Raw genomic sequence first — 13529 nt, forward strand, 5'->3', positions numbered from 1 at the left:
ACAATACCCAATGGAGATCAGTCTCCGTTCATACCCTTCTCGGCAACTTGCTTACTTACGGATCCTCATTAACATACATGTATATTACTTGTATTTTAAATGATCTGTCAATTCAAATTTTTGTCGTATTTACTCCATTGCGAAGGAGAAGCAGCACCAAATGTTCCAATTGGTGCTGCTTCTTTTGCTGTTCCGAACTAATTAACGGTAACTTCGCATTCCGCCGTCTTGCTGCCGTCTAAAGTTGTAACGCTAATAACCGTCGTTCCCGGCTGCAGGCCTTTGACGACTCCGGTAGCGCTGACGGAGGCAACGGCGCTATTGCTGGAGGTCCATGTGACGTTCTTTACAGTTGCAAATGATGGCTGAACCTCCGCCTTTAATTCGGCCGTTTGATCAACGGACAGCTCCAGCGTGCTCGCGCTCAGACGCACCTCGGTAACCGCAGCTTTGTTATCCTCGATCACATGTCGCCAGAGCTCATTATTGGTCACAAAGTACAGGTTGCCCATGTTATCCCGCGACAACCAGGCGGCCTGGTTTCTCATGACGGTTAATGTTTTGTCGTCAGGATGGATGGAGAACAGCTTACCGCTCATCGTTCCATAGACGAGGCCGTCTTTCCCGATAACGAGGCTTGCATCTCTCCACTGTCCGCCCGCATCCGGAAACTTCTCGTCCTGATATATCACCTCTCCGGACGACGGATCATAGATGAACAGCGTTCCCATGGCAAAGCCCCAGATGTTCCCGTCCGGACCTTCAATCAGCGAGGTGATAGCTCCTTTTCCTGGAACTGGCACGATCTCTTTTTCCTTTATTCCTCTCGCTATATCCCATACAAATAACTTCGCTTCACTTTCGGTCGGTGTGCTGCCGAGGCCTCCCCGGATGGAGCTGCCTGCATAAATCTTTCCATCCTTGTAGGCCAGGGATACGATGCTCTGATTCGGCACGATCTGCGTATGTACCGACAAATTCTTGGTGGCCGGGTCATAGACACTGAAGGCTCCACCTAGCTTCCCGTAGTCCGGAACTGTGCCGATGAACAGCATGTTCTCCGCTCCTAGCATGGCAAATGGACGATCCTGCAGATGCTCGGTTTTCAAATCAAACAGCTTGTTCACGGTTCGGTTGGAACCGGAGCTTCTCCACGGCTTGGTGGTATCATATTCAAAAATATTTGCGCCCGGATAGGTACCAAAGTACATTTTGTCTCCAATGGAGGTCATCCCTTCAGTCTGCCCGATCGAGTTATTGGTGGAAAGGCCTGTGTCCGGATCATAAATGCCCATGCCGCCGGGAAGGAATCCGCCGGCATAGATTTTGCCGTCCGGCCCCTGCCCGGTAATATGCAAGTCGATCGGTTGCTTTGGCAGCGGCATAATGGCCTGCTTCAGCGTGCCACGCTCCAAATTGTATTTGATTACTTTGGCCGAATTATTTCCGGCAACGCCGATCAGCGTCGGACCTGGATAATCGGGATCATCAATCATAGCTGAGCCCCAGCCAATCACGTTGGAGACAAAATTGATTACTTCACTGCCTGTGTATATCTCTTCCACTTGATTGGTCGACAGATCATAGCTTTTTAGAATACCGCCGTAGGTAAAGTATACCTTCCCTTCGTGCGGCTCGGACACACCTCTGGAGTGGATAAGCTCATCGTCTTTAATCACCGCACCGGTGACTTTGTCCAACACGATCATCTTGTAGCCTGGGTCCATCTTCAGGAACAGCTTATCGCCGGCGATGTTCAGATCATAGGTGCTCGTCAGATTATACTGTGCCGGCATGATGTTGGTCTTCTGATCGGTGTTCAGATCATGGCGAATGAGGTAGTTTTTCGTTCCGCCGCCTCCGACGTACAACATGTTCTCTTCCTTGTCGTATGCCACGCTCCGCGGATAAATCTGGCCAGGCACCGGATTGCCGAAATTCGTAAAGCCTTTTACCGGGTCATATTCAAACACCGAACCTGACGGATAGACACCGCCGTAGATTTTGCCGTCCACTCCCGGGGTCAGCTCGAAAAACTGAGTGGTTGGGCTGGCCGTGCCCTCGGCCGGGTCTCCCAGATTGACGATCGTATCGGTAGACGGATCATACCGGTAGAGTGAAGCCGTGCCGTAGGAACCGAGATAAACCATGCCGTCCGTAGCTACGGCCATCCCCCAGGCTCCGGTTGCCCCCGGCAGATCGATCGCCTGTATCGTCTCCTCGGTCTGAATATCGACGACAACGAGCTGGGCCGGATCGCCGACCTGAACCATATAAGCGACATCGCGTCCGTTTTCTTTTCCGAATACAGCCCGCATGACATAGTTGTTATACACCTGGATGCCCAGATTTTGATAGGCAGGAACGACTTCCACCGATTCCTCGTCTTCAGCCAGCACATCACCGCTTTCGCTGTCGATCAGCCGGTAGCTGAAGGTGTACGAACCGATTTTCGAAAATTTGACGCTCCAATCCTTGGTGGAATGGTAATCTGCTGACAGCTCGAAGCCCGGCCTGCCGTACTCCCCGTTGTTCAGTATCGACTGATAGTGTCCCTCTTCGTCCTGAACAGTGAAGATCATATCTCCTTCTCCTTGGGTCTTGGAAACCTGCAGATATGCACGCTTAATGCCTTCTGTTTCGCGGGCTTTCGTGGAGATCGCGACGGGCATAGACAGGTTTTCCCCTACGCCAGCCTGATCCAGATCCATGATCTCGATCTGATATTGCGATTGGCCCGAGGTCACATTCACCTTCTTCACCGTGGCAGCAACCACCGTTTCATCCCGGCTGATGACTTTATAGGTCACGACATATTCTCCCGGCTGATCGAACTCTACCGTCCAGTTCGAGGTGTTAGAATATTGCGGAGGCAGTCGGAAGCCCTCTTTATGCAATTTCGAACGGTCAGTGAAGAATACCTCCCCAGCTCCTGGAACCTCGGCAGAACTATAAACCGCGTGCCCCGGCCCGCTTGTATCCACTTCAAAATAAACATTTCCATAGGTTGCAGAGGCCGTCTCATAAGTGGCAAGCGTCACGGTGTAATCAACCAGGTTACCTACATCAACCGTGTCCGGCAGCGTTAGGTCCAGACCGTACGACGAGTGTGCGGGCTTAGTGCTCCCCTCAGCATCGGCGCCCGCCGGCATAAACAGCTGGGGAAAAATCATTGCGAAAGCAAGGGTCCACGTCCAACCTTTGGATCGAAACAATCTGAGCTTCATTTCATCAATTCTCTCCTTTGGCTTAATCAAATGGTAGCGCTTTCAATTCCTGAAAACATAACTTCACTTTCTGCACTCCTGGTATGTATGTGCTACCCCCCTCCTTTTCGGATACATGTATTTAACATGTATTTTATGTTCATAAGTTACCACGTATCAAGGGGCAGCGTCAACGCCTGATTCGCTGCTTTTCCTCATTCCAATATGGTTATCTCTTTCTGTTCACATCGTTTTCAGGATAAGGACTTGGTTTCACAAAACAAAAAGCCGCTAATTTAGCGACTTTTGAATGGTATTTGGTTCGTTCTTGTCTCTCGACAGCTACTTTAAGCTATACGGTTTTCTCTCCCTCTACAGCAATTACCTCCCTTGCTGCTTCTATGAAAGAAATTATGATAGGTGAAAGCCACTTGTCTTTATGCCATGACATTTGTGTATACACGTGCAAGTCCGGAATTTGCCATGGAAGGGCAACAAGTTCGCCCCGCTCAACTTCGGCTTCCGCGACGATCTCAGGAAGAAAGGCAATGCCGATTCCCGTGATTGCGCATTGTTTAATGGCTTCGGCACTTTGAAACTCTAAATAAGTAATACTATCAATGCCCTCTTTCTCAAATGACCGGTCAAACATGGTTCGATAGGGACAACCCTTTTCATTCGTCATGAACACTTCGCCGTGAAAATCTTCCAGCTGCAGCACAGTGCGTTTTGCAAGCGGGTGGTTCGGAGCGGCGAATAATCGGAAAGTTTCTTCCACCAACGGCTCCACCGCAAGTCCGCTTGAGCGAATAGGCTCGTCCAACATAAAGACGACATCCGCGGTACCCTCAAAGAGCGTTTGCTTGAGTTCCTGATTGGGAACGGAGCGGAAGATGAGGCGCACGCCCGGATGGCGCGAACGAAAACGTTGAAAGACAACGGGAAGCCGATAGGCGCAAAGAACTTCGTTAGCGCTAATCGTTAGAGTGCCGCTTAAGTTATCATTGTCATGTACGACGCTGCGTGCTTCGTCCAATTTGTTTAGCACCCCTTCGACTTGAGTCAAAAAACGCTTACCCGCAGTCGTCAGAACGAGCTGCTTGCCCAAGCGGTCAAAGAGACGAACACCAAGTTCATCCTCCAATGCTTTCATTTGCATCGTGACGTTGGAGGGGACATAGTTCAGCACTTCCGCAGCCCGACTAAAATTTAAAGTTGTGGCAACCGTGCGGAACGTGTTCAGTTGGCGCAATTCCATCATACGATCCCCCTTTTACCTTTTTACCTTCAAAATTATTGAATATTGCTTTGAAATCCATTCACTTTTATTGAGAGTATCACGGAACTATACTAACAACAAGAACTACATTTTAAATATATGATTTTATTTTGAAGGGAGTAAACAATACGATGGATTATGAGATTTTTAATTTGGGTGACGTTACCTTGCAATCCGGAGTGACGTTACCGAACACTTTTCTTGCTTATAAGACATATGGACAATTGAATGAGAAGAAAGATAATGTCATCGTCTATCCAACGGCTTTTGGCGACCACCATGTTCAGAATGAGTGGTTGATTGGAAACGATATGGCGCTAGATCCAAGAGAATATTTCATTATCGTTCCAAATCTGCTGGGCAACGGATTATCTTCGTCACCCAGCAACACGCCTCCCCCATTCGACCGGGCTAATTTTCCGCAGGTAACCATCTATGACAACGTTAAGTTCCAGCATCGGCTGGTCACCGAAAAATTCGGCATTCATAAGATTGCACTCGTCGTTGGATGGTCCATGGGAGGCATTCAAGCATTCCAGTGGGGAGCAAGTTATCCAGACATGGTGGAACGAATTGCCCCCTTCGCCGGTGTTGCAAAGACTTGGCCTCAAACGTATGTCGTCTTGGAAGGGATGAAAGCTGCACTCATAGCTGCAGTCGGCTCCAATACAAGTAAACTAGACCAGTTGACTTCTGCAGACATGCGTGCCGTTGGCCGTGTCTATGCGGGATGGGGAGTATCTCAAGCGTTTTACAGAAAGGAAATTTATCGTGAGCTGGGATTTGACGCATTGGCGAATTTTGTGGCTGGTTTTTGGGAGGAAAGCTTTATGCAGATGGATCCGCACAATGTCCTGGCCATGTTATGGACAGGGCAGCATGCAGATATTAGTGCAAACCCCTCTTATAACGGAGATTTCGATCAGGCGCTCAGAAGCATCAAAGCACTTGCGTGTGTGATGCCAGGGAGCACGGATCTTTTCTGCACGGCGGACGATAACGAATACGAGGCTAAGCTTATTCCTCATGCTGTGTTTAATCCGATCGAGTCGATCTGGGGACATTTTGCTGGTCGCGGTATCAACCAAGCCGATAATAAATGTATTGATGACAACCTTAAACGCTTGATGGCGCTTAAGGCAAAAGGATAAATCATCACTCGATGCTACAAAATATCAATTCATTTCTCAAACTTTATTTTCTAATTATGGTTGAAACATGGCTCTCGTCTGTCATAACTCTCATGAAGTAACGACCCTGCCCGATCGTAATATGAGGTCACCAGAACTTGCTGGTTGACCTCTTTTTTGTAGTGCCCTTTCACATTCGTAATAAAAGCCATGCTTGAGGCAGGCCAATCCAAAAACCCGAAGCTGGCATTAAGATAGCGCCGATCAAGCAGACACATAGCAGCATCCAACCGAGAACTGCGGGAGGAACGATCCCTTTCTTTTTAATCAGCCAATCCGCCATATAGCCAAACAACATTAGCAGAAATCCAAACATCGTGAACCAGAACGCGGTTCCACGATCCCACTGATCATCTGCCACTGTACCCCACAAGCCTTCAGTGATGAGGGGTTGTAATTGACTTGCGTATGCAAAAAGTCCATAAATCACATGCAGTAACCCGGTTAACATAAGCATCAGGCCAACATGGCGCTTAGCCCCACTTACCATATTGCTCCCTCCTTTTCTTCATAGCGATCAAGGCGCTGCCGCCGAGGATCCAGTTGATGTGCTGAACTGTATGAGTCCTGGCACGATTCATCTGATTACTGCTTCGGCGAATAGTGACCTCCGACTTCGCAAACGGCCTGACCATCGTCCGTTGGGTCAGAATGCCATGAATCAACGGCACTCCGATTCCGATGATCCGCGCCACTATTAATGCTATGTCATGCCAATTCAACTCAATACGTATCAGCAGCCGCAACGGTCATTGCAATATTTAGTACGATTTCGTAATAAATAAGAAAAATAAAGTGCCAGACTGGAATCAGTCACTCCTAGATTTGGACTTTACCGGATGATAGGTCGCGATACCGGTCCTCGAACGTAGGAGCGCCCCCATTCCGGCGACTTCTTTTTAGTACGAACTCGTAGTAAGTGGCTGCACCTAATTTAATACGTTTTCGTAGCAATGTCAAGATGCAAATGCCGTAGTTATTTTGTAAATAAACTCTTTGTGACCATTTCATTCGTCTCTAGGTAAATTGCTGCGCTATCTCCCAGACATGTCCTGCCGGATCCATGAAGGCAGCAGTGCGTACTCCCCAAGGCCGGTTCATTGGACCGTTAAGTAGAGTTACGCCATGTGGTTTCAATTCATCACACACTGCATCTACATCATCCACCCGGATGGTAAACTGGAAACGAGATCCGGATTCTCGGTTTGCGACTGTTCCAGGATGGATCAGACCATATGCTTCAGAAATATCCAGGAGATTTATGCTCATATTTCCGAAGTTGAATACCGCAGAAACAGCGTCTTCATATACGGCGGATAATCCGAATACTTCTCGATAGAACGCCCTCACCCTTTGCAAATCCTCTACAAACAAAGTTATCACATCAACATTCAAGGACCCTAAAGTTTTCATACATATCCCCCTTCACATTATAATTAAAACTCGAGTTTTTGTTCCAGTTCGGCCTTCTGGCGTAAGTGATGGCGGAAATGCATACCAACCAAATCAAACCACTCCCGTGCGTTGAGCCACCCAAATCCCTCATGTCTGACTTTATAATTTGGGTTTATTGCATGTAAGTTCTCCTCCCATTCATACATTCTCTGAAGCACCGTATCAAGTCCGCGAATGAGATCATCCACGGTTTCCGAATTACTTGGGGTATTCTCAGGCCCATCCGGTAATCTGATTTTTATCGGAGAAAATGAACCGGCGCAAAACAACTGGTCGCCAGCCTCTGTCTTTCCTTGCAGCTGCACTTCACTCATGGACGCACATCTTTGCACTTGGTCAAGGTAATCGAGAGCAGTGAGGATCATATGGTCATACATTTGGCCGAGCGACCATACGCCTCGTTCAGATACATGTCTTAATTGGTCGATGGAATACTGCTGCAGATTGATCTTGTATACATCGATTAGTTCCGAAGAATTCAATTGCCTCACCTTTCCATAACATCAAATCAACTCATCTTCATCCTATTACAGTAGCGTATTTAATATTTCTTTTTATTTGCTATTTTGCCTTGCTTTTCAGAGTCAAGCAATTTCACAAATCAGGCATGGTTCATAATAGTATATGTATCCTTTAATATTGGAAATTAATTACTGGGCAGTTGGATGTCATGCCAACCACTTACATCACATTGGCCATATTCATTATCGCCTACAGCCACCACCGTGCCGTCCGATTTTACGCCGATTGTATGAACGCAACCCGCAGCAATTGATACAATATCGCGCCAGCCGCTTACATTGCATTGGCCATGCTCATTCCAACCTACAGCCGTCACCGTACCGTCCGATCTTAGGCCGATGGTGTGATGACTACCCGCCGCTATCGCCATAGTATCGCGCCAGCCGCTTACATCGCATTGGCCATGCTTATTCAAACCCGCAGCCACCACCGTGCCGTCCGACTTAAGCCCGACAGTATGAAGGTACCCCGCCTCTGCAGCCACAATGTCGCTCCAGCCGCTTACATTACATTGGCCATAACGATTGTTACCCACAGTTGTCACCATTCCATTCGATTTAAGCCCGACGGTATGCCAGTCACCAGCCGCAACCGCCACCATATCACGCCAGCCGCTTACATTGCATTGGCCTTCATGATCTCGACCCACAGCCACCACCGTGCCATCCGATTTAAGCCCGACGGTACGACGCCAACCCGCCGCAACCGCCACGATGTCACGCCAGCCGTTTACATTGCATTGGTCATGCTTGTTCCAACCCACAGCTGCCACGGTGCCGTCCGATCTAAGCCCGACGGTATGAGCATTACCTGTGTTCGTCGCCATATGAACATTCCCCGCCGCTACCGCCACCATATCGCGCCAGCCGCTTACATCACATTGGCCATATTTATTATCCCCTACAGCCGTTACCGTCCCGTCCGATTTAAGTCCTACGGTATGACGACAACCCGCTGCTATGATACCTTTCGGAATTGTCCATACCATGCTAAACCCAAGTTCATCCTTTTCCATTAAGCTCTCCTCCTCGTTTGTTCTTGCTAACTTCGATCATACAATATTCATGCTGCAAGTACTCGTTTGATATACCCATAATGCTTGTGGGGATGGCTGTAAATCTCATAATGTTGTCATCATACTTCAGAGTTTGACTTTAAGGAAGGTGTAGCCAATGGTAGCAAATTGACATCCATACAAACCTTATGATACTATCCTTCCTATTCATAGAGTGAACTCGAAGTCTATAGTAGTTAATAGGAGAGATATGATGAAGACATATTCGATCAGTGAAGCAGCAAAGGTATTAAATGTCACAGCTTATACGCTACGTTACTACGACAAGGAAGGACTTATGCCTTTTGTTGAACGCACGGCAAGTGGACAACGTTTGTTTAAAGAATCCGATATTGCCGCTTTAAAGGTAATTGAATGTTTGAAATCCACTGGTATGCAAATTAAGGAAATAAAGACCTTCATAGATTGGGTGACAGATGGAGATACCACGTTGCAGCAAAGATTTGACATGTTTATGGAACGAAAAGCTATAGTGGAAAAACAGATGGAAGAACTAAAACAAACAATGGAACTGGTCGAGCATAAATGCTTATACTACAAAACGGCATTAGAAGCCGGAACTGAAGAAATTCATAAAAACAATAAAATAGAAATCCCTATTTCTAACTAATAGATGAGCCTCCTGTAATTAAATAAATACGGGTGGCTCTTTCTTTTATTTCTTATACATTAGCCGATCTCTAAATTGTTAAAATCCTCTCTTGCTTTAGAGTTAACTCTATGGTTTACACTCAATTTATACTCAAAGGAGGAATCGAGATGACGATTGAAAACAAAGTAGTTATAATCACTGGAGCTTCTTCCGGAATTGGAGAAGCTACTGCAAAATTATTGGCAAGTAAGGGTGCCAGAATTGTTATGGGCGCACGCCGCGAAGACAAATTAAAAGCCTTGGCTGAGGAAATTCAAAAAGCTGGTGGACATGCTGCTTATCGTGTAACAGATGTTGTTAATCCAGATGATAGTCATAAACTTGTTCAGCTAGCTAAAGACACTTTTGGCGGTGTCGATGTAATCTTCTTGAACGCTGGACTAATGCCTAATTCCCCCCTTTCCGAATTAAAAACAGACGAGTGGCACCAGATGGTTGACGTTAATATTAAAGGTGTATTGAATGGTATCGCCGCAGTATTGCCAACATTCACATCGCAAAAGTCTGGACATATCATCACTACTTCATCCGTGGCCGGGCTCAAAGCTTACCCAGGCGGTGCGGTTTATGGCGCAACAAAGTGGGCTGTGCGGGATTTGATGGAAGTGTTGCGCATGGAATCAGCCCAAGAAGGTACGAACATCCGCACAGCAACGATATATCCCGCAGCAATTAACACGGAATTGTTGGATACGATTACGGATAAGAATATTTCTGAAGGAATGACTGCGTTGTACGAACAATATGGTATTACACCCGACCGGGTTGCCAATGTTGTCGCATTCGCGATTGATCAGCCAGAAGATACGAACGTTAATGAATTTACAATTGGACCGACAAAGCAACCTTGGTAATACTCACAAGATAAAGCGAAGAGCTATTCAGCTTCTTAAGATCAGGCTGTCGAGAAGACCTCGACAGCCTTGTTATATGTATCATAATAAAAAGACCCTCAAAGAGAGCCCTTTTTAGGTCAATGCTATGAATATTGATTAAGGACGATTCTGCTAACACCTCTACTCTGCAGTCGTTGTAGCGGGATTCTCACTATATTATTCTTCGAACAACTTCTCGCCGCGATGGAGCCGCCATGCAATTTTAGCCGTATGCGGCGTCTCACGGGAAGTTGGAGCATGCGACGCCAAATAACGGGTAACCGCAAGGATCAGCGTTTCACGGGCCTTCTCTGCGAACGGTCCAGACTCGGAAGCCCAGCGGTCATATTCCGTCACGGCCGCCTCGTACATCTGGAAGGTGTGGAATTCTGCATCCTCTCGAAGGAGCGCATGACCCAATACGTTGAATAAAGGTTCTGGCTTTCCGCCGCTGCGCAGATAACGGATCACCCATTCCGCCGCCGGCGCCACTTGCTGTTGCTTGTTGAGAATCTCAAGCAGCTCGGCGGGCTGCGGTACTTCCTCTGTTGCACCCATTGCATCTGGTCTCGCTGCAGCTGGGACGTTCAAAAACCGGTCGAGGTAAATCGTAGCCGCAGTATGGAAAATACCGCGAACCAGCCATAAATCAGCGGAGCGGATCAAACCTTCGTGAACGGCGTGAGCATGCGTAAAGGTGTGCAGCACCGAGATCCAGTCCCCGAAATCGTTATGCATATGGAAGCGGACGATCCGTTCTGCCGCAGCCAATGCGGCAATTTGCGAGATCCGCACTGGAGAGGCGCCCCCGAGTAAAGCATCCTTCAACATGTGTACTGTCCGAAGCGGATCATCGCCAAGCAGCGCTTGAAGCAGTGCCTCGTCATCGATGCCGTTACCCCCGCTTCCTGTTGAAACGCCTTTTTGGGACAGCTCCTCAAACGCTTCCTTTATCGGTTGAACCAAATTGACCGGGGACTGCCAGCTATGAAGCTCTTCGCTCCGCGATGCGTTCCCAAACATCGGAACGAGTGAAGCGAGTACATATTGGTGTTGCTCGTGCCCGACGTACTTCAAGCTCTCAAATGCCTTATTATGGAAGTCTAGCGTATGGCCTCCATTAATATAGAAATGATCCGTTGCGGCCATGCTCATCATAGAGAATAATCGCTTCTTATCGGTCCCCGCCGCTTGCACGGCAGTCAGCAGTACCCGTTCCGCACCGCGCGTATCCCGAACCTCAATGCAATCGCGGTACCATCCCGTCAACCGTTCTTCGGATACGCCTGCATCCGGAAGTGGATCGAGTAAGAATCGCGTGCCGCTACCGGCTGATTCGCGCGCCGTGTGCAGGAGTCCTTGAAACAACGCAAGGATCCGGCCTTGTTTATCAAGCTTTGGCAGGACGTTCGCCATCGCGGTCAAAATCGTTAATCCAGAGCCCCACCCTTGCCTGCGCTGTTTGACCCCAAATTCGATCCCAATCGCGGCAATTTCCGTATCTGGAACGCCCGCCTCCATTAATCCGACTATGGCCTTGGCTATGACAAGACCGATATTTTGCTCAAGGCCGCTCAGAAGTCGGTCTTTATACAGCTGTACTTGATTGCTGTTCCTGGATTTTGGGTTGACCCATATCAATCCGTCTTGAACGGTTATATCGTGTACAGGTACATCGTCCGCCCAAGGGTCGAGTGTTCCGCCGCTGCATACGTCGAACCGGGCATGATGCCAATGGCATGTCAAAATTCCGTTGCATAAACTTCCCATGTGGAGCGGAAAACCGAGGTGAGGGCACCGGTTGTCAAGCGCGTGCACTTCATCCTCGTGATAAAATACTACGATGCCCCCCTTAATCAGCTTCGGTCCTTCTCGAAGATCATCCACCGTACCCGCCTGAATCCAACCATTCATGAAAACGCCTCCATTTTTAAATATCATGCGAATTCCTTGCATATAGAATATCTTATTTCCAAAACTTTTGAAACATGTATGTTTAAAAAGTGAATAAAAATCGATTACTAGGAATGTTTTGTAGGATTATACATGGAGTTCCTCAGAAATATGGATACAGAACTTAAAACCAAAAACAGAATTCCCCCAAAGACAACGTATTGGATTCCTAATCTTGATATAAATAGTCCACACACTGTGGCTCCAATGGTTGTTCCTAAATTTGTCGATGTCAAGAATATACCATTCGCAAACTCGGGAGCCTCGGGAGCTGTGGACGTAATCCAGTATTGATTGATGTTAGCTCCTATTCCGGCCAAAATTCCCCAGAGCAAAATGATTAGGTACATTGGTACACTAAAGCGTCCCAAGAGGAACAAGATGACATATATCGCTCCCAAAGCAAAAGGAAAAATGACCACAGATGTAATGGCATTTTTAGTAAGCAGCTTCCCGGCTAGAATGTTTCCTACAATATTAGCCCCTCCGTATATCAGTAACATTAGGCTAATCGTGTTCCAAGTCATCATCGTAATATTCTCAAGATACTCCGAAAGGTAACTGTAAACACCGAATACGGCTCCATTCATGAAAATGACAGCGGCAATGGAATGCCAGGTAATTGATCTTTTTAGTACACATAATTGTGTTCCGTATGAAGTTTTTTCACCAACAGGCATAGACGGTACAAAAAGGAGTGTTGCAATAAAAACCACCGCATTTACTATCGCAAAAAATAACATCGCCATTCCTAACGAAGTAGCGTTCGCTATTACGCTTGTAACAGGAACTCCAAGTACCATTCCTGCGGATACTCCAATAAATACCTTGGATACAGCTTTTGGCCCATCTTCCTTGCTAACCGATGCAGCAGCAACTGTAAAAGCCAATGAAACATAAATAGGATGAAAGAATGCTGGAACCACACGAGCAATTAAAAATATTGTAAAGTTTGATGTGATTGCGGAGACAACGTTACCCAGAAAAAAAATACCGAGTACAAGCAGCATGACCTTCTTACGATTCATGCCAGAAAACAATAAAGGCAAGGTTGGACCAGATATTGCAACCGCAAGTGCAAAGATACTTACGATCAGCCCCGCTTTGGTTATACTGACATTAAAGTCATCCGCAATTAACGGCATGATCCCAATAACGCCCATTTCGGTATTTAGAATACCGAAAACCCCAAAAGTCAAAATGAATATAAGCAAATTTGTTCGTTGGGATTTCATATATGTCTCCTATCTTCATTTGTCCAAAAACCGGGTCAAGGAATAATTCCCCGACCCGGTTTTAGACGTCGAGATGTCTATGTTGTG

Annotated in this window: 11 protein-coding genes; 3 read left to right on the forward strand and 8 right to left on the reverse strand. The window is 47.2% G+C overall.

The features are described 5' to 3' along the window. Nucleotides 1–197: 197 nt before the first annotated feature. Nucleotides 198–3227, reverse strand: coding sequence for an Ig-like domain-containing protein (locus tag AC0VZ8_RS17515; RefSeq protein ID WP_475483838.1), 3030 nt, complete (start codon nucleotides 3225–3227; stop codon nucleotides 198–200). A gap of 331 nt (nucleotides 3228–3558) precedes the next feature. Next, a complete protein-coding gene (locus tag AC0VZ8_RS17520; RefSeq protein ID WP_475487706.1) occupies nucleotides 3559–4464 on the reverse strand; it encodes a LysR family transcriptional regulator in 906 nt (301 codons plus the stop codon). Nucleotides 4465–4616: 152 nt separating this feature from the next. On the opposite strand from AC0VZ8_RS17520, the gene AC0VZ8_RS17525 reads away from it, so the two are divergent. Next, nucleotides 4617–5636, forward strand: coding sequence for an alpha/beta fold hydrolase (locus AC0VZ8_RS17525; RefSeq protein ID WP_475483839.1), 1020 nt, complete (start codon nucleotides 4617–4619; stop codon nucleotides 5634–5636). Between the two features lie 169 nt (nucleotides 5637–5805). On the opposite strand, the gene AC0VZ8_RS17530 is transcribed toward AC0VZ8_RS17525, so the two are convergent. From AC0VZ8_RS17530 to AC0VZ8_RS17545, 4 genes are all read right to left on the reverse strand, one after another. After that, the gene (locus AC0VZ8_RS17530) at nucleotides 5806–6165 is read right to left on the reverse strand and encodes a DUF6463 family protein (RefSeq protein ID WP_475483840.1); all 360 of its coding nucleotides are present in this window, start codon (nucleotides 6163–6165) and stop codon (nucleotides 5806–5808) included. 527 nt (nucleotides 6166–6692) lie between these two features. Next, nucleotides 6693–7088 (reverse strand): VOC family protein, encoded by a 396-nt coding sequence (locus tag AC0VZ8_RS17535; protein ID WP_475483841.1) that lies wholly within the window; start codon nucleotides 7086–7088, stop codon nucleotides 6693–6695. Between the two features lie 23 nt (nucleotides 7089–7111). Continuing rightward, the gene (locus AC0VZ8_RS17540) at nucleotides 7112–7621 is read right to left on the reverse strand and encodes a DinB family protein (RefSeq protein ID WP_475483842.1); all 510 of its coding nucleotides are present in this window, start codon (nucleotides 7619–7621) and stop codon (nucleotides 7112–7114) included. 155 nt (nucleotides 7622–7776) lie between these two features. Beyond that, a complete protein-coding gene (locus AC0VZ8_RS17545) occupies nucleotides 7777–8667 on the reverse strand; it encodes an RCC1 domain-containing protein (protein WP_475483843.1) in 891 nt (296 codons plus the stop codon). Between the two features lie 253 nt (nucleotides 8668–8920). Between AC0VZ8_RS17545 and AC0VZ8_RS17550 the strand changes: the two genes are divergently transcribed. Both AC0VZ8_RS17550 and AC0VZ8_RS17555 read left to right on the forward strand, forming a co-directional pair. Continuing rightward, nucleotides 8921–9337, forward strand: a complete 417-nt coding sequence (locus tag AC0VZ8_RS17550) for a MerR family transcriptional regulator (RefSeq protein ID WP_071218956.1) — start codon at nucleotides 8921–8923, stop codon at nucleotides 9335–9337. A gap of 149 nt (nucleotides 9338–9486) precedes the next feature. Beyond that, a complete protein-coding gene (locus AC0VZ8_RS17555; protein ID WP_071218955.1) occupies nucleotides 9487–10233 on the forward strand; it encodes an SDR family oxidoreductase in 747 nt (248 codons plus the stop codon). Nucleotides 10234–10431: 198 nt separating this feature from the next. On the opposite strand, the gene AC0VZ8_RS17560 is transcribed toward AC0VZ8_RS17555, so the two are convergent. Continuing rightward, nucleotides 10432–12168 carry a Rieske (2Fe-2S) protein gene (locus AC0VZ8_RS17560; RefSeq protein ID WP_475483844.1) on the reverse strand — a complete coding sequence of 579 codons (1737 nt, stop codon included), beginning with the start codon at nucleotides 12166–12168 and terminating at the stop codon, nucleotides 10432–10434. Nucleotides 12169–12275: 107 nt separating this feature from the next. After that, nucleotides 12276–13442, reverse strand: a complete 1167-nt coding sequence (locus tag AC0VZ8_RS17565) for an MFS transporter (protein WP_475483845.1) — start codon at nucleotides 13440–13442, stop codon at nucleotides 12276–12278. Nucleotides 13443–13529: the final 87 nt, after the last annotated feature.

The sequence above is a fragment of the Paenibacillus sp. QJM3NY_38 genome (assembly GCF_056173265.1).

What these genes read in the sequence shown, in the direction of transcription:
- AC0VZ8_RS17520 (WP_475487706.1), bottom strand. Translation starts at nt 4,464, where the DNA reads ATGGAATTGCGCCAACTGAACACGTTCCGCACGGTTGCCACAACTTTA.
- AC0VZ8_RS17535 (WP_475483841.1), bottom strand. Translation starts at nt 7,088, where the DNA reads ATGAAAACTTTAGGGTCCTTGAATGTTGATGTGATAACTTTGTTTGTA.
- AC0VZ8_RS17525 (WP_475483839.1), top strand. Translation starts at nt 4,617, where the DNA reads ATGGATTATGAGATTTTTAATTTGGGTGACGTTACCTTGCAATCCGGA.
- AC0VZ8_RS17555 (WP_071218955.1), top strand. Translation starts at nt 9,487, where the DNA reads ATGACGATTGAAAACAAAGTAGTTATAATCACTGGAGCTTCTTCCGGA.
- AC0VZ8_RS17560 (WP_475483844.1), bottom strand. Translation starts at nt 12,168, where the DNA reads ATGAATGGTTGGATTCAGGCGGGTACGGTGGATGATCTTCGAGAAGGA.
- AC0VZ8_RS17550 (WP_071218956.1), top strand. Translation starts at nt 8,921, where the DNA reads ATGAAGACATATTCGATCAGTGAAGCAGCAAAGGTATTAAATGTCACA.
- AC0VZ8_RS17515 (WP_475483838.1), bottom strand. Translation starts at nt 3,227, where the DNA reads ATGAAGCTCAGATTGTTTCGATCCAAAGGTTGGACGTGGACCCTTGCT.
- AC0VZ8_RS17530 (WP_475483840.1), bottom strand. Translation starts at nt 6,165, where the DNA reads ATGGTAAGTGGGGCTAAGCGCCATGTTGGCCTGATGCTTATGTTAACC.
- AC0VZ8_RS17565 (WP_475483845.1), bottom strand. Translation starts at nt 13,442, where the DNA reads ATGAAATCCCAACGAACAAATTTGCTTATATTCATTTTGACTTTTGGG.
- AC0VZ8_RS17545 (WP_475483843.1), bottom strand. Translation starts at nt 8,667, where the DNA reads ATGGAAAAGGATGAACTTGGGTTTAGCATGGTATGGACAATTCCGAAA.